Raw genomic sequence first — 23819 nt, forward strand, 5'->3', positions numbered from 1 at the left:
ATCATCTTTTCATTTCGGGTTAACCATCTATTGTGGAGGTATGATTGTGAGACTGCATCGTTTAATCGCGATTTTATTATGTATCGAATCTAGAGGGAGAATGAAGGCCAGGGAATTGGCGTTGGCATTGGAAACCTCTGTACGCTCCATTTACAGGGATATCGACCTTCTGGCTGAAGCCGGAGTTCCGATTGTTACCGCATCCGGCCCGAAGGGCGGAATTTATTTAATGGACGGTTATACGGCGAACCTGAAACAGTTGAATGGCGGGGATGTCATTCAGTTGTATTTAACGGGGATGGGCATTTATACGGGCGGGTCCACAGAATCGGGTTTGAAGTTAAAGAATACTTTGCTCAAACTGGAACAGACGATGCCGGCCCCATATCAGTCCGATATTAGGAAAGCCAAAGCGCGGTTTTATTTTGATGATACACCGTGGTGGACGGAACGTGTAACGATTCCTTGCCTGGAAGCCGTGAGAGCGGCAGTGTGGGGGTCCTATAAAGTAACTATTCAGTATGAGAAAGCTGACGGCTCTTGCTCTTCTCGCCATGTACATCCCTATGGACTTGTGGTGAAAAAGGGAGATTGGTATCTTATTGCCTTTTGTGAAGTCGGGCAGGAGATTCGGACCTTTAAGTGTGAGCGAATTATAGAGATTCAGCCGTCTGCCGAAGTCTTTGAGGTTCCTGGAGATTTCTCACTGGAACATTATTGGATGAGGCAAGAAAGCACGTTTAAGCAGCTTTGTAGAGAGAAAGAATACTATCCTGTTCTAATCCGAACGACTAAGAAGCAAGCTGGAATACTAGCGAAAAGGATGGAAATCATTCAGTCTGTGCAGGAGGGCAGTCACTTCCTTGTAACCGTTAACATGTATAGCTATGAAGCGGCTTGTCGCGATGCGATGGATTGGATCGGCCGGGTTGAAATCGTGGAGCCTGCAATACTCCGACAGTTTGTGAAGGAGGAAATTAGCCGACTCCAGAGGATCTACGGTTAAATCATCAAAAAAACATCTGCCGATAGCAGATGCTTTTGCTTGTTAAGTCCAGGCCCAGAGGAATGCATCACGATCCCAGGCGATTCGGCCACCATGTAGCTTGCGAAATGCCTTTTTGATTTCTTTTTCCAAAGAGACATGACCATGTTCGCTTATAAACACATACTGCTCTCCATATTCAGAGCGTACATATGCAATGGCATCTTCTTGTTTCAAAGTGCCCACTTCACGGATCTGCGCGACCATCCATTGTGCAATTTGTTGTTCTATAGTTGGGGTGTTGTCCATTTGTCGTATCCTTTCCTGCGACCGATTGGGTGTAGCTGTTCAGCTCGCCTCCTGTAGTATACGGCAATTCGGAGAATTATTGAATTTTTTGATATAAATGTACTTATGCAGTTGGCTAAGTGGGCTTTCTTTTGTATAATTAAGGGAATATTCACGGGAATTTTCTTTTTTTGTATTGAAATCATGCAAGTTATCCCTGGGGGTGCCTGATTTGAAGGAAACAACCACTATTCGCGCAGAGCTGGAGCAGTACATCAGACGAGAAGGAATTACGATTAGTAAGTTTGGGGAGAAGACAGGTATTAATGCAGGTACGATCAGTGCCATTATCAACGGTAACCGGCCAATTGCGATGCTGTTGCTGGATCGGATTGCTGCAGGCATGGGGCTTGAAGAAGGGAGCCTCTATGAGCTATACATTGATGAATTTATACGGAATACGGCACCGAATTGGCGACGGGTGCGTCCCTTTTTGCATCGCTGTGCAGAGCTGAATAAATTGGATTGTATTAAGCAAGTCGTGGAGTTTATGATGGACTATCTCATATACGCCCCGGCTTTATTTGAGACAGCGGAGGAATTGTTCAGCGAAGGTAGGTTTGAGGCTGCGGCCATTATTTATAAGAATGTCGCGGAAAGTGAGAAGTATCAACATTCGGAGCGGCTGGCGCTCTGCCAATACCGTTTATTTACGATTACCGTTGGCGATGATCAGGATGAGAATTTATGGGCAGCCACACATTTTGAAAGCTTTGTGGAGCGGTTGGGTGAGGCAGACCAATTGGATGCCCTAAGAGACTTGGCTAATACGTATGCCTCCTTGCGGCGTTGGGATAAAGTAGAATGGTTTGCTGAAAAAATGGCTCAAAAAGCCAAAGTACAATACGAGCAAAGATATGGAAATACCAAAAAATCAGAGCGTGGCAAGGAACCTAAGGGTCCTTTGTTTATGTATATCGTTTATTCTTACGTGCTACGTGCCGGGGTATGGGATGAGCGCGGGGATTACCAGAAGGCCCTGGAATATGTATCGCTATATTCTGATTTGAGCTGGGTGCAAGAGGATACGGAAGAAGCTCGGCGTCTGAAGGCTCTTTGTAGCAACTGGGCTGAGGCCAACGGGTATTTGTATCAGTTGATGTCCGGCAGCTTGGATGTAATTCCACAGTATGTAGATTATTTGGAAAAAAATGAAGGCGAAATTCTGGTCGGGTTACATAAAATAATGGTAGCGGCCAACCGTTATGATTTTAATGTAGATCATGTACTGCAACACTTTGAAAAACAAATTGAGGCATTTGCAGATCAGCATACCAACGTAGGCACTTATACAGAGCAAATGTCAGCAGATCTTTATGCACGATTTTTGGCAGAGATGGCTTGTTACGATCTCAACAAACATCGGTATTCCAAAGGTATGAAATTCTTGCTCGAAAGCCTTTCCTATTCCGTCGTGCTGAATGGTAATCCTGTCGCCATCAAATGTGTAGGACTATTTGAAAAGTATCGGCATACTGCCACTTCTGAGGACAAAGAGGAGTATAAAAACTTACTTGGAGAGGTAGAGTACATCCATGATAAAAAAGATCGTTTTTTCTCTGCTCGCATTTAATGTTTTTATCCTATTGAATCTTCCACCCGTTCCCCCTCCTGTGGAAGATTCTAGCAACGTCCACAGCCATGGGCTCGGGGGATGGGCAATGTCATCTCATGAACCATCGGCATAGAGAGTCTAGATAACACTTAAAAAAGGTATTCTCTTATGAAGAAGAGGATACCTTTTTTATTTGGAGGTGCATGTGAAGGTTGAAGGAGTGTCCTTGCCGTCAAGAGTGGGGAGCTGGAGGCTGGGTAGGTGGAAACCATACATGACGCAGATCCACCCAGCCCTGGCTGTTAAAGGATACGCCGCGTACAGTAGGAAGATATGCCGTTTGAACGGGCTTTTCATATAAGATATGCAGCTGGTGCTCATCCATGAGCCGAGTTTCGATATGTTCAAATTGCTGCGCTCTGACGGTATGATCAGCTTCCCGTGCAATTTCGCGCAGCAGTCTTTCGATATCCACGCGGCTATGCGGCTCCACATGTCCGGATACATTAAGATACAGATCAAACAGGCGCAATTGCTCATCACGGTCACGAAACAGAGAAAAGATGATTAAGTCTGACTCCATACGAATCGATGAACTTTTAAATTCATTCATGGATGCGGCCACGATGTTACAGGTATATCCACAGGATTCGAGCTGGGCCGCGACCCGTTCTGCATCCGCTCTATACTCAGGAATGGTGGCAATTTGCAACGCCGCCAGTGGTTCACATGAATCGTTAGCGTTAGATGAATCCACTGCTGAAGGAAGGGGGCGATGATCCAGACATGCTACAATCCGAGCACGTATTTCCGGGTTGCGCAGCGGTCCGTCCTTGTGTGTGTTACATGTGATAAATTTGCGCACGGAAGCTGCCGAGTGAATCTGGCTCCATGCGGTATCCGTGTCTCTTGCCAGGATAGGATTATGGATAATGTGAAAAGAGGAAGTGGTGTCTTCCGTATCCGACGATTCCAGCTTAGTTGCCCACGGGAGTTGTACGATTTCCACCCGATCTAGATGAGCACGACCTTGAAAATAAGGCGAAAAAGCCTCAAGTAGGCACAGGCTTTCGTTCATTTCCGTGACCTTGAAAGCCCCTGTACCGATAGGACGGACGCCAAATGCGGCTTCACCCACCTGATTAAGCTCACGCGGTACAATTGCAGCCCGGCTGGTACACAGGAAGGATAGAAATAGCTCGTTCGGCTCCTTTAGTACAAAGCGTACCATCGTCGGACTCAACGCCTGAACGTGCTGAATTTGCCGGACGATAAAATGGTAAAGTCTCCTTCCCGGCGCCCGGCTCAGTCGCTCAAAGGTATAAACGACGTCTTCCGCGGTCAGTATTTTGCCGTTATGAAACAGCACTTCTTTACGCAGGAAAAAAGTCCACTGCGTACGAGTAGTGTCCACTTCCCAAGCGTGCGCCAGTCCGGGCAAAATCTCGCCGCTCTCGTTCGCCCGGCGGGCCAGCCCGTCAAAAACATGGCTGGATACGAAGGACTCGGCGAGCCAGTTCAAGTACAACGGGTCCAGCGTATAGAGCTGCTGGCGAATAGGCAGACGCAGCGTGTCGATCTGCTGCTGATCACTGCGCACCTCTGCGTGATGCCCGAAATAATTCAGCAGCCAGCCTTGTAAATGCTCCTGCATGGTGGAGGAGCGTGAATGAGCTCGGATTTCATCCAGTGCGCGTTTGATATCATGGCGGTCTATGGCTTGCATCATGGATTGCACGGCAATGTCTTCCGGCTGAATGAGGAAGCGTAGACTGGAACGGCGGCCTCTGCCTCGGCGGGGAGTCCATTGTATCCAGTCGTGCTGCTCCATTTTCTGAATGATCATCAAGGCGTTGCGGTGGGTGCAGTCAAAAATAGCCGCCAGCTCATCCAGTGTAGTCTCTATGGTATAGTTCTCGTCCCTGTCGTCAGCTGCGTGGGAGTGAAGCCGTAAAAATTGGGCGTGAAGTTTCATTCAGGAATGCTCCGTTTCCCCTATGCTTGAGTAAAAGCGTAACTGCTTTTATAAAATAGGAAATTTTATTTCAATTAATTTCTCTTTATCTTCTTATTTTATCATCTACAATAAGGGTTATAAAGCATAGTTGTGGAGGTATTTACCATGCATGACAAGATGAGTGGATCGTCTTTGCCGAAAGCGTCGTTGTTGTCCGCCTTTGCTGGCGCCATTGTGTTGGCGCTGGTTCATCAATATCTGTTCTTCGGACATGGGCTGGGCGTGTCTATGCCTATTTTTGTTATTGTATTTTACGTGTATATGTATTCCTTTAATCGAGATCGTTGCCGGCCCGTTTCATGGATAGGACGTCTGCTGTTCGTGGTCATTATGATGCTGGCACTGACATATGTGCTGTTCGATAACCCGATCTTCTATGTGTTAAATGCCCTGGCTATAGCTGCTCTGATTAGCGTGCATATGGTGTTGCTGTTCGGGGAAAAAAGGCATGGTTGGTCGGAAATCGGTATTATTGGTCAGGCGCTAAGCCATTGGTTTTATCAAAATTTTCGCCATATCGTGACCCCGTTTCGGATGTTTAAGACGGCAGCCTTTCGGAATGTAAAGGATGAGCGTAAGCGTGTATTGGGTAAAGTGATAATCGGTCTACTTATTGCCTTGCCGTTGCTACTCATTATTATATCTCTGCTGGCTTCGGCAGACGGGATGTTCGAAAAGTTGTTATCTGGCATACCCGCATGGATTGGCACATTGACCTTTGGGAGTGGTTTGCCGCGGCTGATCTGGACCTGCTTTTTTACCTTCTGTTTTTTCTGTTACTTGTGGGGATTTGTACAGCCTGCTCCGCGGAATACGGAGAGAGAGGCTCAGCCAGTAGCAGCAGTACCTTACCACGAGCCGGTCGCGATCAAGTTTGATCCTGTCATTACCGCTACAGTGCTGATTGTCATGAATCTGGTGTATGTTGTGTTCGTCGTGCTGCAGTTCGGATATCTGTTTGGTGCATGGGAAGGAGCTTTGCCAGAAGGAACCTCGTATGCTGAATATGCGAGAAGAGGATTCGGGGAGCTGGTTATGGTAACAGGTATCAACTTTGTGCTGATGATCAGTGTATTGAAGTGGACTGAATTCGGCTCAGGTATAGTGCAAACATTGAACAGTGGCCTGCTGTACATACTCGTTGGTTGTTCGGGTGTGATGCTGTACTCGGGATATACCCGGCTGGTCATGTACGAAGAAGCATACGGCTATACGTATATCCGCTATCTGGTACACGCATTTATGATTTTTCTAGGCCTGTTGCTGCTCGTTGCAGCTGTGCGCATTCATGTCCGCCAGCTTCCACTGGCGAAATATTATATTGTACTCGCTCTAATCGCCTATGTCGTCGTGAATTATGTGGGCATTGATGTACGGATAGCTGAAAATAATCTCGAACGGTATCGTACAACATCGGTGATAGACAAGGAATATTTGAGTGAGCTGTCAGCGGACGCGATTCCACTGCTGATTGATTTTAGCCGTAAGGAACATGGAGCGCTGGATGAGTTTTTACAAACCCGCTTGATGAGCATGACGAGAGAAGAATCGAATTGGCCAGAATTCAATTGGGCTAAGTATCGAGCGCAACAGGAATTGCACGACTATATTTTGGAATGAGAGGTGTTTGGGAATGATCGGAACAGATACGACACAGGATATGGTATTGGAGCTACAGGATGAAATGTCACAGTATCAGTATCAATTTGGTGTAAGGCGGAATGATTTTCTCGTGGAGGCTATGTCCTACGGGATGAGTGAGGAGGAAGCCCGTGATTATGCTATCCAGCGTATTGGCCCGGTCGTTCCCGTCACCTGCATCCCTACGTTAGCTCTAGGCAAAGTGAGACCGCTCAGTCCAATGTTGGCAGCGCGGTACCAATATGCAGGGGATTGGAAGGACATCCATGAGCATCTGCTCCTTCCTGATGAAGTGCTGCGAATCGTAGGTACACAGCATTTTCGCAGCTGGATCAGCGATATGCGAAATTACTGGGTAGAATCGGCGCCTTACCGATTCGGGGATGATCGTCTTTCGCTGCTGTCGGTTGCAAGCGAGAAAGAAGGTCACTTTTCCATGCTTGTCTGGAGGGAACCTGGTGAAGAGCCAGAGGTATGGACGTATGCTTCCCAGCATGAATACCGATTCAGTCATTTGCTCCACTGGTTCAAGTGGCTGAACGGGCGCAGTGAAGAATGAGAGGTACAGGTGATGAAAAAGAATCGTAATTGGATCGTGCTGTTTATTGGCATTGCTGCAATGGTGGGAATTGCAGACTATTTTACACCCGCTAAGCCTGCGACTACTCCTGAGCTTATCGTTCCAACCGTAATCAGTGAAGAAAGTCTTCAACTAAGTGATGATTAATCAAGCAAAAGCCCTGGTTATCACTGTGAATGGAATCTGAATAGGAAATATAAAAAAAAGTTCATTTTCTGTGGTATTGCGTTGTTAAAGTAAGCCGGAAATCACCCTAATAGTTGAGAGGGAATTGAAGCCAACATCAATTGAATGTGGAGCCATTCAGATGTTCAAGCGACTCCGTCATTTCCTCTACAACTTATATTCAGGGGGAATTCCAATGGCTAGAAGTGCAACCACATACGCATCTGTAATCGATGGCTTTAAGGTAGAAACGAACAAAAAGTATTCACCAGTAGGTGGAACAAAATGTAATATTTTTGCGCAAGATGTGATGGCTGCGATGTCGGCTTCCTTGCCAGGTGGCTTAGCCAATCAAATGGCTGATGCTTTACTGAATAAAAAGGCGCCGGGCTGGTCCTCTGTAACTTTTCAGGATGCTCAAAAAAGAGCAAATCTCGGGTACCCTACCATCGGGATCAAAAAAGCGGACGGACATGGTCATGTCGTAGTCGTCAGACCGAAGGGATCATCGATCACGATCTTGAAGGAAGTACAGATCGCTCAGGCGGGGACCAAAAATTACAACAGTAATACTATTAATTATTCTTGGGTGGCAGCTGATCTGCCTGGCGTAAAATTCTATACACACGACTAAGTGGTTTTGAGATATTGGCAATCTAAACAACCCTGGAAGCAGATCCATTCGATCTGCCTCCAGGGTTGTTTTTTATTTTGAAACAGAATGTTTAGATACCATGAAGGCTTTGCCTGGCTTGATAAAAGCAACAGCATAACCATTAGAGAAGGAAGAAGATTCCGATCTGTATTCAAGCTTGGTCAGCAGTTGACCTTGGCGATTGATGTAACCGAATTTTCCGTCCGAAACGGATGAGTTTGCTTGTTTACCGACTAAAGCAATGCCTTCCTTGAATGGAGATGTAACGTCATATTTTTGTTGATATTTAATGACCAATGTTCCGGTTTTATCAATAAACCCAACTTCATTTTTCGCATTTTTCACACTGGCCAGACCCTCGCTAAAATCCTGTGCATCCGTAAATTTAAAGGGAATCACGACTTTTCCCTGTTTATTGATGAATCCCCATTTACCCTTGGCATTTTGTACTGGGGCCAATCCTTCCGAGAAGTCTCCGCCGGATTTGTATTGAGGTGGAATGACTTCTTTGCCTGCCGTATTGATATAACCGTATAGCCCCTTGCTATTTTGAACAATAGCCAAGCCATCCGAGAAACTACGGCTGTATTTATATTGATAAGGAATCGCTAGTTTACCGGAAGCATTCACAAAACCAATCTTCCCAGTGTTAGGGGCATAGGCAAGAGCCAGACCTTCTGTAAATACATATTCTGAATCCACATTTTCTTTAAAATGAGAAAGGATTTTTCCCGTTCGATCTATAATTGCATTTTCTTTGGTGTCTGCTATTGTGACCTTGGCTTTGCCTTCGGAAAAGACATTGGCTTCGGTATATTGGCAAGGAATAACCAGTGTCCCTTTGGTATTAATGTATCCATAGAGATTGGTTTTTGTATTTTTGACTACAGCTCGTTGCTCTTGAAAATCACCAATAGGTTTAAGCTCGGCGGGAAGAGAGAAAGCTTTTTGTCCTTTGGTATTGTAATACACAAGGTTTCCGGCAGATGTTTCAGCGGCCAATAAGCCATCATGGAAAGCACCATCGCTTGAAGGACGAGCAATGTTGTAATCTACAGCGGTTTTAGAGACTTCAATGGTTGTTGTACTGGATGCGGCCCAACCTGTTCCCATAACGGAGAGGCTAGTCACCAGAATCAATGCAGCTAATCCTAACTTTTTCAACATGCATAAGCTCCTTTGTGAGTTGATTTTAACTTCGGGCTTCAAAGAATTCTGCCCTCATACGTAAGGCCTTCCATAATATAGACGATAAAAATGTAGGAATGTTTCTTGATATTCAAATTTTTTCTAATTTTCAGTGTGTGAAAGCTCTAAACCTGACGGATGCTCAACAGAGAGTTGCCGTTACGCATAAACTCATACGGGACCTTGGCCTCCGTCACCCGTAAGCCTTCTGCCTCCAGCTCAAGAATCAAACGATCTAGCAGATCGTAACGAGTGCCTGTTAAATCGGTCAGAGGAAAAATGCGGACTTCCTCTGAAGCCACTCGTAGCAGTTCGTGTACCGTATTTTTATGAAAACTCATAGTCGAGTCGATCACTATACCTAAACAGAAACTGGGCAGACAAAACTGTTCATCCTCAAAGCGAAGCTCCGGTAGTACCGCAGCAACGTAGCGTTCTGGGTGCTTCCTCATATATCCTGCGTGCAATCCTGAAGTGCTTGATGCCGCTGCTCGCTAAGCCTCGCACATCTCTTATAGTGAGAAACGATTATTATTGAGAGATTTAAGATAATATCAGTTCATTTTTCAAAAAAAGAAGAAAATGTGTCATTTTAAAAAAAGTCTATACATATATGTTAAATGTATAGACAAATGCGAAAAGCGGATTTATAATTACGCTGTAAACGTTTTCTAGTAGTTATCATCCAATCAGACCTTGAAGGGAAGGAATAATCATGAAGAAAATTTTACTGGCGTGCAGCTCAGGTATGTCTACAAGTTTGCTGGTTACCAAGATGCAGGAATATGCTAAGTCCATTGGAGATGAGGCTGAAATTTGGGCAGTAGGTCAAGATCAGGCGGCAGAAGATATGGCTAAGGCTGACGCGGTATTGATTGGCCCGCAAATGAGTTTTCTTAAAGGACAACTGGAAAAGGAAGCATCTCAATATGGTATTCATGTAGAAGTGATCGACATGATGGCCTACGGAATGGTTGACGGTAAGAAAGCCTATGAACAGGCCGTAAAGCTGGTGGAACGCAAAAATGGATAAGATCAATATAGCTGAACTGACGGAAGAGCAAATTAGTTTCCAACTTATTCTTCACAGTGGAAGCGCTCGCAGTAAAGTAATTCAAGCGCTGACTGAATACCGAAATGAAAATGTAGAAGGTGCGGACGAACTGCTCAAAGAAGCCAAGCAAGATTTACGTGCTGCACATGATATCCATTTTCAAATGGTTAAGAAGGAAGCGGGAGGTACTCAAACTCCCTTTTCGCTCCTTCTGATGCATGCCGAGGATCATCTGATGTCCACGGTTACCATGAAGGATCTGGTTAAAGAACTACTGGAGCTGTTCAAATCCAGAAGTTTATAGCAGGACCTGTAAAATTGTGAATTTTGGGACATGAAATGCTTGCAACCCTATTGATGCAAGTCACTTCGCGGGGAGGAATAGGCTTTGTTTGAAAAATTAAGCCGGATACTGATACCTATTGCCGGTAAACTGAACAACAACCGCTATCTTACTGTACTGCGTGATGCATTTATGTTGTCATTTCCATTAACAGTTTTTGGCTCCATCATTGTCGTTATTATCAATCTGCCGTTTCTCAAAGGTTGGATGGGTGACGGTAATTATGCGACTTTTAACAGTCTGCTGAACATTGCGCCGAGTGCCACCCTGAACATCATGACCTTATTCGTAGTTGTCGGGATCGGCTATTATTTATCCCGAAGTTATAAGGTGGAGCCCATATTCGGCGGCATGATCGCGTTGGTCAGCTTCTTGATGCTCACCCCATTTGTGCTGACACAAGAAAGCGGTGCCACGATTGCTGGTGTCATTCCGTTGGATCGAATTGGGGCCAAAGGCATGTTCCTTGGCATGATCGTTGCTTTTATAGCTGCTGAAATTTATCGAAGAGTGACACAGCGGAACATTGTTATCAAAATGCCTCCAGGCGTTCCGCCAGCTGTTGCCAAATCGTTTGCCGCTTTGCTTCCGGCGTGTATCACATTGGGCATATTTTTGATCGTTAATGTTGTAGTTACACTGACTCTTCATAATAACTTGCATGATCTGATTTATCATGCTGTACAGGCACCTCTGGTGCATTTGGGCAGTGGTATTGTACCTACATTAATTGCTATTTTCTTTGTTCAGCTTTTATGGTTCTTTGGGCTTCATGGTCAGATTATTATCAACTCAGTCATGGAACCGATCTGGAATACGCTGGCACTTGAAAACTACGAAGCGTACTCCAAAGGAGCAGAACTGCCGCATATTATCACCAAGCAGTTTGTGGATATTTATACCGTAGGTATCGGTGGTACAGGTATGACATTGGCAGTCGTGCTCACGATTCTGATCTTCCTAAAGAGCAAGCAATTGAAGCAGGTCAGTAAGTTGGCCATTGGACCAGGTCTATTCAATGTCAATGAACCCGTCATTTTCGGTTTGCCGATTGTGATGAATCCGCTTATTTTTGTCCCATGGGTCATTGCTCCAATGATCGTTACGCTGATTACTTACTTCGCGATGTCCACCGGGCTTGTACCACCGCCTAACGGAATACAGGTCCCTTGGACGATGCCGTTGTTCTTTAGTGGAATGATGGCTACGGGATCTCTAATGGGAGGCGTACTGCAGTTGTTTAATATGGCTGTCGTTTTTGTCATTTGGTTCCCATTCCTGAAATTTATTGATCGAATGAACGTCCGTAAAGAGCAGGAAGAGGAGATTAACCAAGCAGCCATTGCAGGTAAGGATCAAACTGTTGGAATGTAGTGTGAATGAGCCTGAACTAGCGGCTTATTCATTGCAGAAGAGAGAGGAGTAGAGCTGTGAATCATACCGAAATGAAAGATACAGAGCAGCAAGCCATTCAATACTGTTTTCCATCCGACTTCTGGTGGGGGTCATCAGCCTCGGCGACCCAGACAGAAGGAACCGTGGAGGGAGACGGCAAAGGACCGAACATCTGGGATTATTGGTTTGAACAGGAGCCAAACCGTTTTTATGACGGGGTGGGACCTGGCGATACATCCCGCTTCTATACTCGTTACAAAGAAGATATTGCACTCATGAAAGAGCTTGGCCATAACTCCTTCCGGTTCTCCATTTCCTGGTCACGCCTGTTTCCGGCAGGAAGAGGTGAATTGAACCAGAAGGCGGTTCAATTCTATAATGCCGTCATTGCAGAGTTGCATAAGGCAGGGATTGAGCCGTTTGTGAATCTGTATCATTTTGATTTGCCGATGGCTTTACAGGAGAAAGGAGGCTGGGTAAACCGGGAGACGGTCGAAGCTTACGTGGATTACACTAACACTTGCTTTGAGCTATTCGGGGATCGTGTAGCCAAATGGTTTACACATAACGAGCCGATTGTCCCGGTGGAAGGCGGCTATCTGTACGATTTCCACTATCCAAATGAAGTGGATTTCGGGAAAGCTGTACAGGTGGGATATCATACCCTGCTATCGAGCGCGAGTGCCATTAAGGCTTACAGAGAAGGCGGTTACAAGGGCAAAATTGGTATTATTTTGAACCTGACGCCAACTTATCCGCGTAGCCAGCACCCGGCAGACGTGCAGGCTGCTGAAATATGCGACGCGTTCTTTAACCGTTCCTTTTTAGACCCATCTGTGACGGGAGAATTTAATCCTTTGCTCGTGGAGTTGTTACGCCAAGAGGGATTCGTACCAAACATGGAAGACGGAGACCGGGAGATTATACGTCAAGGCACTGTGGACCTGCTGGGGATTAACTATTATCAGCCGCGCAGAGTCAAGGCTCGCGAAAGTCTTCCGAATCCAGATGCGCCTTTTGTGCCGGAACGATTCTTCGATTATTACGCCATGCCTGGTCGTAAGATGAATGAGATGCGAGGCTGGGAGATTTATGAGAAGGGCATTTACGACATTCTGACCAACGTCAGGGAGAATTATGGAAACATTGAATGCTTCATTTCAGAAAACGGAATGGGTGTTCAAGGTGAAGAAAAATTCAGGGATGAAAACGGCATGATCCATGATGACTATCGCATTGATTTTATCCGTGAGCATCTCAAATGGGTCCAACGTGCCATCTCAGAAGGCTCCAAAGTAAAAGGTTATCACTTATGGACATTTATGGACAACTGGTCCTGGACGAACGCTTATAAAAATCGCTATGGCTTCGTATCTGTCGACCTTCAGAACGAAGGCAAAAGATCCGTTAAACAGAGTGGGCACTGGTTCAAGCAAGTGATCGAAAATAACGGATTCTAAGGTGGTGGGTGGTCCTCTGGACCACCTTTTTTTATCACCAAGCCGAGTTACCCTGTATACTGCTGGTGAGAAAGTATATTGTTCGGTATACTTACTTATACCATAATACCTCGATGTCCCCGCCTGCAGAACCAAAAGAACCAGCGCTACCGATGTTTTTGGTAAAATGCTGACATAAAACAAATTTTAGTACAGGTGGTAGACAGATGAATAAATACCAACGGATTGCACAAGAGGTCAAGAAGCGTATTATAGATAAGACCTATAGCAGTGATGATCCGATCCCCGATGAAATTTCACTGGCCAGTGAGTTCCGGGTAAGTCGGATGACGATTAAGAGGGCATTGGATACGTTGGTGTCGGAAGGGCTGTTGAATCGTAAAAGAGGACACGGAACCTTTATCGTCAAATCGGTCTACAATGGTCCGGTTAATGTCGTTGTGAATGAAATGCTGGGGCTGACCAACGTACTGCGCGGGAAAGAAATCAAAAGTAAAATCATAGCCTTTGACGTTCAATTTCCATCTGAAGAGGTAGCGGCGCATCTATTTATTGATGCCAATTCTCCTGTGTATCATGTAGTCCGTCTTCGTATTGTAGAAGGAGAGCCGTATGTGATAGAGCGCACATACATGCCTACCAAGCTGATCAGCGGTATTACCGAGCAGGTGTTGCACGGCTCAGTGTACAAACATATTAAGGAGGAGCTGGGCCTTAATATTGTCAGTTCACATCGTACCATCCGTGCGTCCAAGTCGACCGAGCTAGATTGGGAACATTTGGATTGCGGTGCGGATGATCCGGTTTTAGAAATTGAGCAGGTAGGTTATCTGGATACGGGTATACCGTTTGAATACTCATTCTCACGGCATCGGTATGATAAATTTGTGTTTACCACAGTAAATCGGATACGTTGAGCGAATGAGTACGAAACAGGTGGTAAAGCAAACATGGCAGAAGAAGCCTATCTAATATGGGATTCTCCTGCCTGTTCTTTTTTAATGAAGCAAGTTAATGACCAAGCAACCTGACTTCATGCACCGTTGGGGTGTACCAGTTGTTTGGATTATTAAATAACACCGCATTAACAAGATTGATGCGCACGTAACGGGCTTGGAAGTTAACTTTGTCACTGGTAAAGCCATATGTGGTATTGCTTGTGCGGTCAATGGTGGAATAATGAACACCATCCGTACTATACTCGATTTTATACTTGTAATATGCCTCAGATCCTTTGTACATAAACCATGAAATATTCACTTCGCTAATCGTCTTGGTACTGGCCAAATCGACCTGCCACCATGCAGGCCAGGATGCAGATGTAGCCTTCCATGAAGTTTGAGGGTTGCCATCGTTCGCCAGTGAAGCCGGAGAAGCGGAGGCGGCTGAGCTGGCAGTTGCTGTTTTGCCTTGCGCGTGATTCACAAGAGAAGGCAGGATGACCTTGCCTGTGGCAGCATCCAAATCCCAACTACTGTACCAATTGAGGGTTGCCGTTTTATTAGCATCATTCAAGGTCAGTGGCAACCAGATGAATTTGTGATCGCTCAGATTGAGCGGGTTCCAGCGGTCGCCCATATAGATGTAGCTGGTTCCAGTGCTGCCTGTAATTGTGGCGATGGAGTGGATTTGCGAGCCATAAGCCGCCGGATCGCCGAAAGGCGACAAAGCAGACCAGCTTCCAGTCATGGAGCTGGCGGTTGCATAAGCACCCTGATTCGGATACCAGCCGGATGCCTGTGAGGTAAACAGGTAGTAGGTGTTGTTCTTTTTCACAACAGCAGGCGCTTCACGATAACCATTTTCAAAAATCCAGCTAACGAACGACTGCACGCCTGTATAGTCGGCCGTCAGCTTGAAGATCGCCATCGTATCGTTGGCGCCGCCATTTTTACGGGAAGCTGTAATGAGGTAGCCGCTACCGTCAGTATCCGTAAATACCGTCATATCACGAGACTCATAATTCAGCGGGCGGAAGCTGCCTTGGTAGGTGAAATTCCCGTCGGGTGTATCGCTGGTGGCAACAGCTACGCGACCGAGTGAGTAGTCTGTGCCATTTTCATAATGTGCCCATAGTACATATTTTCCGGTGGATTTGTTGTAAATGACTTTGGGACGCTCAATTTTGCTTGAATTCAGCTCAGGGGCGGAATCTTTGGTGAGAATACTACTGCGGAAGGACCAATTTTTCAAATCGGTTGAGGTGTATACGTTCACTTTTTCAAATTTCCAGTTCTCAGCATGCTCGCCGTACCAATAATAAGTGGAGCCTACTTTTAGGATATTTCCGCTGTTTGCCTGAATCGGGTTACCTGCGGTGTCTTTCCAATCTGTTCCGTTCGTAATGGCTGTGCTTGCTATTGCACTCAAGGAAAGTTCTGCATTAGCGGCGTCTATACCATTCAGCGATGGGTTCATCTCGCTCCCATAGGTTGCTTGCGTAACGCCTGTAGTATTGGCATGTACCGCATCAGGTTGAAGACCTGCACCGACCACTGCGAGTATAATACAAATCCATGCGGCTAACGATTTGCTGTTGCTGATCCACTTCACGATATCATCTGCCTCCTTTAACACGGATAGGATGGGCCAGAAGGGCTTGTCCGGCACCTCATCTTTGATTCTATCTTAACAGGAAGCGTTTACAAGTGGAATAAATTGAAATCTTTCGAATCAGAAATTGGAATCGGTACTGAATGAAAATGGGAACGGCGGTCGGCTAAGTTTAAAAGGAGCGTCTCTTTTGCCTACTTGTGGATGTGCTATTATCTACACCGGAAATGTATATGATTGTGCGCTTTGTCATTGACACGATCATGAATTATTTCAAATTTAAAGTGACTGGAATCACATAAACGATTGCTTTATGTGGGTATACTTGCTTTAATTGAGGGTTAACAAAAGGGAACTATGTTAATACACTATTTTTCATCTTATTTTGGAGAGAAGAGGGATACTACGATGTTAAGTGAGCAAACCATTGCAACGATCAAATCGACTGTACCTGTTTTGGAGGTACACGGAACTACGATCACCAAGCGTTTTTACCAGATGATGTTCGAGGCCCATCCCGAGCTTCTCAATATATTTAATCACGCGAATCAGAAGCAAGGACGTCAACAAGGTGCGTTGGCCAATGCTGTATATGCGGCTGCACAGCACATTGACCGTCTGGAGGAAATTCTTCCGGTGGTACGTCAGATTGCACATAAGCATCGTAGTTTGGGGATTAAGCCAGAGCATTATCCTATCGTCGGGAAATATCTGCTCGCTGCGATCAAGGACGTGCTAGGGGATGCAGCAACAGATGAGATCATCAACGCATGGGCCGAAGCCTATGGTGTGATTGCGAATGTATTTATAGATGTGGAAGCTGAAATGTACAAGAACGCTGAACAGCAGCAGGGAGGCTGGTCAGACTTCAAGAACTTTGTTGTGCAGAAAAAGGTTAAGGAAAGCGACCAGATTACGTCCTTTTATCTGGTGCCGCAGGATGGACAGGTGCTGCCTGCATTCGAGCCTGGGCAATATATCAGTCTGCAGATGCAGATCCCGGGTGAACATAACACCCACATCCGTCAGTATAGCCTTTCCGATGCACCGGGCCAACCTTACTACCGGATATCCGTAAAACGCGAGGACGCCGTCGGGTCTCGCCCAGCGGGTAAAGTATCTGTGTATCTGCATGAGCAGGTGCAGGAGGGCGATGTGCTGCGGGTGTCTGCACCTGCGGGTGATTTTACGCTGGATCAGACAGATCGCAGACCTGTTGTATTGATTAGCGGTGGAGTCGGGCTAACCCCGATGGTCAGTATGTTGGCTTCCTTGGTGAAGTCTGCTCCAGATCGGCCCGTCACCTTTGTCCACGCAGCGGTCAACGGAGATAACCATGCTCTGCGTAATGAGGTGGAAAAGCTGGTCGCCACACATGCACAGGCGGCCGTTCGGTGGTGCTACAGCAGACCAACCGAGCAGGATCGTCTAGCCCAGGCTTTTCACAAGGAAGGACGTTTGGATCTGGCTTGGCTGCAATCCGTAATACCGGAACGTAATGCCCAATATTACTTTTGCGGCCCTGTGGGATTTATGCAATCGGTATACGGCCTGTTGAAGGAGTGGAATATCCCTGCATCGGATATCCACTATGAATTTTTTGGTCCTGCCAGTGCATGGGAAGCAGAAGCGCAGTGAGACATTAAAAAAGACGAAGGATCGTTGTCCTTCGTCTTTTTTGTGTTTATTACTGTGAGGAAATCCTACTCATTTGTCTCTACGCTTCTTCAGAGTGTGCCCATATTTTCATGACGTGGGCACACGCAAAAAATCCATATGCTGCGGCATATACTGACGTAAAGCTTCTGGAATGCGGATCGAACCGTCCTCTTGTTGGTGATGCTCTAGCAGCGGGATCAATATCCGAGGCGAAGCGACCGCTGTATTGTTGAGTGTGTAACAATATTGTAGCTTGCCGTCCGCGTTACGGTACCGGATGTTGGAACGACGCGCCTGAAAATCAAGCAGCTGGGACGACGAGTGTGTTTCGCCGTAAGACTGTCGACTAGGCATCCATGTCTCAATGTCCACCTGCTTGTAGGTTTTTTGCGACATGTCGCCTGTACAGACAGCCATCTTGCGGTAAGGCAGCTCCAACAGTTGAAGCAAATCTTCCGCATTATGCGTAATCTCCTGAAACATCTGCTCTGAAGCGTCCAGGCTCGCCTCACAGATGATGACCTGCTCCACTTTGGCAAACTGGTGCACACGATACAGTCCGTGCACGTCCCTTCCGGCCGAGCCGACCTCGTTGCGGAAGCATACGGATACCGCCGCCAGCCGAATCGGGTCTGTAACGTCCACAATCTCACCGCTGTAATACGAGACCAGCGGAACTTCCGAGGTGCCTACAAGCCATTGATCCTCCCCTGCGATGCGGTACGTCTGATCCAATCCAAGCGGGAAAAAGCCAGTGCTGCGCATTGCCTCGGAGCGTACCATTAATGGAACGTCCAGCAGCTGAAATCCTCGTTCGCTTAGCAGATCAACAGCAAGCTGCTGCACAGCCCGGTGCAACGCCACCCCAGCCCCCGTCAGATAGTAGTTACGGGTACCGGCTGTTTTGACACCGCGAGGCACGTCGATCAGGTTGTGAAGCTGGCCGAGCGTCATGTGATCCTTGGGTTCAAATCCAAAGTCAGGTATCGTCCCGACCCGCTCCAATTCTACATTATCTTCATCCGTTCTTCCCCATGGCGTATCTGGCGATACGATATTAGGCATCAGAAGCAAAAGCTGTTGAAACTGTTCCTCTACTTCCTGTTGCGGAACTTCCAGAAGATCTAGTCGTCCGTTAATTTCTTTAACCTGCCGCTTAGCCCGTTCCGCCTGTTCATTCTTTCCGGCATGAATCAGTGCCCCAATATCCTGACTGCACTGATTGCGTGTCTGACGAAGCTGTTCTACTTCCTGAAGCAACTGCTTTCTCCGATCATCCAGGGTTAACAGTTCTGCGACCGATACCTGTATTCCTTTGTCGTCTGCTGCTCTCTGAACTTGCTCTTGATGCTCTCTGATCCATTTGATATCCAACATGACACCGCACTCCTTCTTCGGATAAAAATACAAAAAGCGCCCTCATCCACATGGGACGAGGAGCGCTTTGATCTCGCGGTGCCACCCAAATTGACCGGACAGCATGACTGATGTCATGACTCTCCAATCCACTTTGCTCCGCTTTAACGGGCGGGTCCGGTTTACTTAGGAACATATCGCCATATCGTACACTAACGTATAATCCTTGGCGTAAACGCCTCCGAGTTGGATGCTCTTCATAGGCATAATGTCGTTTGCTTTTTTGTTAGTATACGGATTTTTGGCAAGTTAATCAAGGGCGTGAGTCTGTACATTGGATTACTTCCCTTTTTCAACATGATCTTTCCAAGAAAAATAAATACACAGTGTAAATAATTCGGATTTCATGTTTGCGAAGAGGAAAGGTAGGCTTTATTTCTTATGTATATCCATTCTACTTCATCTGCGATGATGAAACTGGAAGAATATTTAAGTAATAGCCTCAATTCAGCGTTCAAAATGGGCTATAGTCTCTATAATGCTATTTTAATTTCATGTAAAATGTATTGATTACCAAAACGAACAGCGATGGAGGAGAACATGGAGGATTTTAAAGATCGTTTACATACGATCCGCCAAGAACAGAATAAGCTGCTCAAGGAGTATCAAACATTAATTGCAGATTACGAAGCTTCAGATATCATTCTGGAGAATGAGGTGCTGCGAAAAAAGTTCGAGGATTATCAGGCTCGCTGCATTCATTTGGAAGAGCGGGTACGACATATTGAGCAGGAAAATGGAAAGCTGCGTACTGCGCTGACAGAGCAAATGCTGAGCGAAAAGGCGAATATGATTCGCATTTCGCGGGAAAAGCTGGAGACCTATTTTGCTTCCAGAACCGCAGAAGGGGAAAATCGGCTGACATCCATTGAGTATGGGGCTAAAAACCGGGTGGACCAGCTTATTCAGCAAACCACTCATGAGCTTAAAGAGGATCAGGATGAGATCGTCGCTAGACTGAGGCTATTCTCAGAGGAGATTCGTGACCGGATCATGGAGCAACGCAGGCGGTTTCAGGAGGCAGAGCGCAAATTGCTTCATCAGACGGCATACGAGCTCCATCAACTCGGGGAAGAAGAGATCAGCGAAGAAACGATGCAGAAGCGTATGAAGCAGAATCAGTTTGAAATGATGCTGGGATTGAACTGGATTAACAAGCTAGGAATTTTGCTTATTATCTTGGGTGTGGGAGCCGCTTTTAAATACTCATACTCAAACTGGTTTACAGGAAATATGAAGGGCGTTGCCTTCTTTTTGCTAGGAGCGCTAATGTTGGGCGGCGGCGAGTGGTTGTATCGCAAGCAGAAGCAGACCTTTGCGCTCGGTATTTTGGGCGGCGGTATTTCTGTACTGTACGGGTCCATATTTTATAGCTACTTTTTGCTAGAAATCATAGGAATGTATACAGGCATAGGCTTGTCCGTTCTAGTTACGGTGACCGCTGTGCTGTTGTCATTAAGATATGAGTCTCGAACGATATGTTCCTTCGGTTTAGTAGGAGGATATCTCCCGTTGTTTTCTTATATGGCTGCAAACGGGTTGGAAGGAAACGCCGTGTATATTGCGATGGGTTATCTATTCCTGCTGAACCTGTTGATCCTGCTCGTATCCTTCCGCAAACGGTGGGTCATCGTGCAATATATCAGCTTTCTACTCAATACCCCATTAATGGTTGTACTCACGTGGTTATCAGACAGCACCATAGCCAGCATGCTGTATGCAATCATTACATTTGCGATGTATCTCGGGATGACACTGTGGGTGCCGTTCCGATTCAAAACAAAACTATCATGGCTGGATTTCTCCCTGTTGGCTCTGAATACAGTCGTGAGCTGTTCCGTTCTGTATTCTCTGTTCGGTGATGCAGGCCTGGATGATTACAAAGGATTGCTGGCACTCGTCTTTTGCTTGGTGTATGGGGGCTTGGGCCAATGGGTTCGTCGATATATTCCAGAGGAGAAACAAACCAAAATACTATTTTATGCGACATCATTGACCTTTGCCATTCTCATGATTCCGTTCCAGTTTGGAGTCAGATGGTTGTCCATGGGCTGGTTAATCGAGGCAGTGCTCCTCACATTATATGGACATCGCTATCGCTTGAAGGAATTAGAGCGTGCAGGCTGGGGCATTCTAGGACTGTGTCTGGGCGCATTCTTTTTCATCGATTTCCCTATATATCTGTTATCAGGCTTTGAGACGGATTATTTTGGGCTCAAATATACGCTCATTACATTGGGAATGTTGATCGTTACTGTCTTTTATGCGATTGAATTTAGCCGTCCGAATGCTTTCAAAAACAATCGTTTGTACGAAATGCATATCATGCAAGGATTTAAGTATGTAGCTTTGGTGAACGTGTACCTCTATCTTTTGTATGAAGCTGGTCATTGGTATAACATCGTCGTATCCGATGAGTTTGCACATTACACCTTGTACAAGGTATTGTTGTTCACCTGCGTATCTCTGGTGTTAGCTTATTTCCTGCCTAAAGTGAAGCTACTGTACGATCGGGTGATTAAATACTATAGCTTGACATTGTACGTCATAGGCTACGCGCTGGCATTGGTGGTTACCGTAGCGATTCCAACCTTGCATGAGGATTACGCGCAGAATACGGCTGCTGATTACGTGGCGTTAATTGTACTGGCAGCCTTTAATGTACTGGTATTCTTCAGCAGCAGGGACTTCCTAAACGCACTGATGACTCGACAGTATAGAAGTAATGAGCTGTATCCGGTCATTATGGGAGTATATTTGTTGGGTATCATTACCGCCTTTCTCGGAGTTCAGTTCCGTCTGGGAGACGCAGGTCTTGTGTTCAGTCTGGTGTATCTGCTGCTGGCTATTTTGTATATTGTATACGGCTTCCTCAAACGAGTGGTCTACATCCGTCGATTTGGATTGGGTTTGACCCTGCTATCGACAGGTAAGCTGCTTTTGTACGATCTACATCTGTTAACGTCAGGAAGCACTATTGTAGCCTATTTCTCCTTTGGGGTTGTATTGCTGGCCATTTCGTATATTTACCAAAAAGTATCCAATCGTATGGGAGAGACCATTATTAAGAAGGATACTGAAGAAAAAATGTAGTTTTTTGTTGTATTGTGTAGATACCGAACATTATGAAAATAAATCCGGTAATAGTGAAAAATTATGCATGACCTTACATCCTACTTACGCTATAATGAGAAAAAATTATTTATGTACGCATGCTCAAGTTTATGCGTAAGTAGAGAGAATGAGGGGGATACCATGAATTTGGGCAAGGGGAAGAATAACCTGTCTGATAAGAATGAACGCTTCTCGTCGGCTGGATTCATTTTGGCAGCGATCGGGAGTGCGGCAGGACTAGGTAACATCTGGAAATTTCCGTATATTACCGGACAATATGGCGGAGCTGCATTTTTCTTGTTGTTTATTGTCTGCTTGTTGCTTGTTGGTTTGCCTGTGCTTTTAGCAGAGCTTGCGCTTGGTCGTGCAGGTCGAGGAAGTGCTGCCTCTGCAATGGTGAAAGTAGGCGGACATCCAATTTGGGGCAAGATGAGCATTATGTTTGTTATCGTGCCGTTTGTTATTTTGTCGTTCTATGCCATTGTAGGAGGATGGACACTGCATTATGCTGTAGAGGCATTTAGCGGAAGTCTGTTTTCTAATAATGATTTTGCTGGCCAGTTCGCTTCATTTTCTTCCGGCTATGCACCGTTGGTGTGGTTGTTAATTGTTTTTGCATTTACAGCAGTCGTGGTTACCCTAGGGGTATCGAACGGAATTGAAAAGTTCAATAAAATTCTGATTCCTGCTAAGGTTATCCTGTTGCTCGTGTTGATGATTAACGCTCTCATGTTGCCAGGTTCTGGTGCGGGTGTATCCTTCTTTTTGAATCCCGACTTTTCTAAGCTGAGTATTGAGTCTGCATTGGTTGCTTTGGGACATGCCTTCTTCTCCCTCTCACTGGGGATGGGGATCATGGTCACTTATGGTGCTTATGTGGATCGTCGACAATCGCTGGGTGGAGCCATGCTGGCAGTTGGTGGCGGGGATTTAATTTATGCGTTTATCGCAGGTATGATCATTTTCCCTACAACCTTTTCCTTTGGTATTAACCCTGCCCAAGGACCGTCTTTGGTCTTTATTGCTTTACCGGCTGCATTCTCTGCCATGCCTTTCGGAGCTTTCTTCGGTGGTTTGTTCTTCGTATTGCTGGCGGTTGCAGCATTAGGCTCTATGGTATCCCTGCTGGAGGTACCCGTAGCTTATGTTATGGAGCGATTCCGTTGGGGCCGGGTTCGCTCGGTTGTCATCGTATCGATCCTGTGTCTGTTGCTGGGTGTCCCTTCTGCATTGTCTATGGGGTTGGTTCCAGAGTTAAAGGTGGGCGACAAATCCTTCTTTGACTTTGTTGACTTCACAGCGTCCAACATCTTCTTGCCACTTGGTGGCTTACTGATTGTTATATTCACAGGGTACTACTGGAAAACTGCTGGCGAGCATGCCAATCTCAAGCCTATCTGGTTCCGTGTATGGTTGTTCGGCCTTCGCTATGTTGCACCGATCCTGATGTTGTTGGTATTCCTTCATACCTCAGGGATCATCAAATTTTAATAGATACGAATTTAAAAAAAAGGTATTTTCTTCCTAAGGGAAGGGATGCCTTTTTTTGTATATCTATCAGCAGTTACCTAACTGTGGAAAGGAATGATATAATAAAAACATTGTCATTAATTTTAACTTCAATGAAATCATTACGATTATGAAGTTTTATATAATGAATGAAAAGGCTACAGGGCACCGCACAGACGATG

20 protein-coding genes are annotated in these 23819 nt (G+C 45.9%); 14 read left to right on the plus strand and 6 right to left on the minus strand.

Going from position 1 to position 23819, the window contains the following annotated elements; genetic code table 11:
- Nucleotides 1–40: 40 nt before the first annotated feature.
- Nucleotides 41–1006 carry a helix-turn-helix transcriptional regulator gene (locus KSP24_RS04220; RefSeq protein WP_302054334.1) on the plus strand — a complete coding sequence of 322 codons (966 nt, stop codon included), beginning with the start codon at nt 41–43 and terminating at the stop codon, nt 1004–1006.
- Nucleotides 1007–1048: 42 nt separating this feature from the next.
- Here KSP24_RS04220 and KSP24_RS04225 read toward each other — a convergent pair whose 3' ends face one another.
- A complete protein-coding gene (locus tag KSP24_RS04225; RefSeq protein ID WP_013373729.1) occupies nt 1049–1294 on the minus strand; it encodes a DUF6953 family protein in 246 nt (81 codons plus the stop codon).
- 211 nt (nt 1295–1505) lie between these two features.
- Between KSP24_RS04225 and KSP24_RS04230 the strand changes: the two genes are divergently transcribed.
- Nucleotides 1506–2906, plus strand: coding sequence for a helix-turn-helix domain-containing protein (locus KSP24_RS04230; RefSeq protein WP_216974545.1), 1401 nt, complete (start codon nt 1506–1508; stop codon nt 2904–2906).
- A 214-nt stretch (nt 2907–3120) separates the two neighbouring features.
- Here KSP24_RS04230 and KSP24_RS04235 read toward each other — a convergent pair whose 3' ends face one another.
- Complete coding sequence (locus KSP24_RS04235) at nt 3121–4863, minus strand: ABC transporter substrate-binding protein (RefSeq protein WP_216974546.1); 1743 nt, start codon at nt 4861–4863, stop codon at nt 3121–3123.
- A 147-nt stretch (nt 4864–5010) separates the two neighbouring features.
- On the opposite strand from KSP24_RS04235, the gene KSP24_RS04240 reads away from it, so the two are divergent.
- The 4 genes from KSP24_RS04240 to KSP24_RS04255 all read left to right on the plus strand — a co-directional run bounded on the left by KSP24_RS04240 (nt 5011) and on the right by KSP24_RS04255 (nt 7925).
- Nucleotides 5011–6525 carry a DUF4153 domain-containing protein gene (locus KSP24_RS04240; protein ID WP_040102561.1) on the plus strand — a complete coding sequence of 505 codons (1515 nt, stop codon included), beginning with the start codon at nt 5011–5013 and terminating at the stop codon, nt 6523–6525.
- A 13-nt stretch (nt 6526–6538) separates the two neighbouring features.
- The gene (locus tag KSP24_RS04245) at nt 6539–7105 is read left to right on the plus strand and encodes a hypothetical protein (RefSeq protein WP_040102562.1); all 567 of its coding nucleotides are present in this window, start codon (nt 6539–6541) and stop codon (nt 7103–7105) included.
- Nucleotides 7106–7117: 12 nt separating this feature from the next.
- Nucleotides 7118–7273: a hypothetical protein gene (locus KSP24_RS04250; protein ID WP_216974547.1), complete on the plus strand. Its 156-nt coding sequence runs from the start codon at nt 7118–7120 to the stop codon at nt 7271–7273.
- 214 nt (nt 7274–7487) lie between these two features.
- Nucleotides 7488–7925 carry a hypothetical protein gene (locus tag KSP24_RS04255; protein WP_216974548.1) on the plus strand — a complete coding sequence of 146 codons (438 nt, stop codon included), beginning with the start codon at nt 7488–7490 and terminating at the stop codon, nt 7923–7925.
- 72 nt (nt 7926–7997) lie between these two features.
- Here KSP24_RS04255 and KSP24_RS04260 read toward each other — a convergent pair whose 3' ends face one another.
- Nucleotides 7998–9113, minus strand: a complete 1116-nt coding sequence (locus tag KSP24_RS04260; RefSeq protein WP_216974549.1) for a WG repeat-containing protein — start codon at nt 9111–9113, stop codon at nt 7998–8000.
- A 146-nt stretch (nt 9114–9259) separates the two neighbouring features.
- Nucleotides 9260–9586, minus strand: a complete 327-nt coding sequence (locus KSP24_RS04265) for a hypothetical protein (protein ID WP_254207598.1) — start codon at nt 9584–9586, stop codon at nt 9260–9262.
- 263 nt (nt 9587–9849) lie between these two features.
- On the opposite strand from KSP24_RS04265, the gene KSP24_RS04270 reads away from it, so the two are divergent.
- The 5 genes from KSP24_RS04270 to KSP24_RS04290 all read left to right on the plus strand — a co-directional run bounded on the left by KSP24_RS04270 (nt 9850) and on the right by KSP24_RS04290 (nt 14303).
- Nucleotides 9850–10167: a PTS sugar transporter subunit IIB gene (locus KSP24_RS04270; protein ID WP_013373718.1), complete on the plus strand. Its 318-nt coding sequence runs from the start codon at nt 9850–9852 to the stop codon at nt 10165–10167.
- Nucleotides 10160–10492: a PTS sugar transporter subunit IIA gene (locus KSP24_RS04275; protein WP_013373717.1), complete on the plus strand. Its 333-nt coding sequence runs from the start codon at nt 10160–10162 to the stop codon at nt 10490–10492. Before KSP24_RS04270 ends, KSP24_RS04275 begins: the two co-directional genes overlap by 8 nt.
- An 84-nt stretch (nt 10493–10576) precedes the next feature.
- Nucleotides 10577–11905, plus strand: a complete 1329-nt coding sequence (celB, locus tag KSP24_RS04280; RefSeq protein WP_216974550.1) for a PTS cellobiose transporter subunit IIC — start codon at nt 10577–10579, stop codon at nt 11903–11905.
- A 71-nt stretch (nt 11906–11976) separates the two neighbouring features.
- On the plus strand, nt 11977–13386 hold the full coding sequence (locus tag KSP24_RS04285) for a glycoside hydrolase family 1 protein (protein ID WP_216974724.1): 1410 nt from the start codon (nt 11977–11979) through the stop codon (nt 13384–13386).
- 206 nt (nt 13387–13592) lie between these two features.
- Nucleotides 13593–14303, plus strand: coding sequence for a GntR family transcriptional regulator (locus KSP24_RS04290; RefSeq protein WP_013373714.1), 711 nt, complete (start codon nt 13593–13595; stop codon nt 14301–14303).
- 94 nt (nt 14304–14397) lie between these two features.
- Here KSP24_RS04290 and KSP24_RS04295 read toward each other — a convergent pair whose 3' ends face one another.
- Nucleotides 14398–15939 carry a family 43 glycosylhydrolase gene (locus tag KSP24_RS04295; protein WP_216974551.1) on the minus strand — a complete coding sequence of 514 codons (1542 nt, stop codon included), beginning with the start codon at nt 15937–15939 and terminating at the stop codon, nt 14398–14400.
- A gap of 408 nt (nt 15940–16347) precedes the next feature.
- Between KSP24_RS04295 and hmpA the strand changes: the two genes are divergently transcribed.
- Nucleotides 16348–17577, plus strand: a complete 1230-nt coding sequence (gene hmpA / locus KSP24_RS04300) for an NO-inducible flavohemoprotein (RefSeq protein ID WP_013373712.1) — start codon at nt 16348–16350, stop codon at nt 17575–17577.
- A 108-nt stretch (nt 17578–17685) separates the two neighbouring features.
- Here hmpA and serS read toward each other — a convergent pair whose 3' ends face one another.
- The gene (serS, locus tag KSP24_RS04305; protein ID WP_216974552.1) at nt 17686–18975 is read right to left on the minus strand and encodes a serine--tRNA ligase; all 1290 of its coding nucleotides are present in this window, start codon (nt 18973–18975) and stop codon (nt 17686–17688) included.
- Between the two features lie 579 nt (nt 18976–19554).
- On the opposite strand from serS, the gene KSP24_RS04310 reads away from it, so the two are divergent.
- Both KSP24_RS04310 and KSP24_RS04315 read left to right on the plus strand, forming a co-directional pair.
- Nucleotides 19555–22107: a DUF2339 domain-containing protein gene (locus KSP24_RS04310; protein ID WP_216974553.1), complete on the plus strand. Its 2553-nt coding sequence runs from the start codon at nt 19555–19557 to the stop codon at nt 22105–22107.
- A 162-nt stretch (nt 22108–22269) separates the two neighbouring features.
- Nucleotides 22270–23619: a sodium-dependent transporter gene (locus KSP24_RS04315; protein WP_025675755.1), complete on the plus strand. Its 1350-nt coding sequence runs from the start codon at nt 22270–22272 to the stop codon at nt 23617–23619.
- Nucleotides 23620–23819: the final 200 nt, after the last annotated feature.

Origin of the sequence: Paenibacillus sp. AK121 (assembly GCF_019042715.1) — a bacterium.
GTDB lineage: Bacteria > Bacillota > Bacilli > Paenibacillales > Paenibacillaceae > Paenibacillus > Paenibacillus polymyxa_C.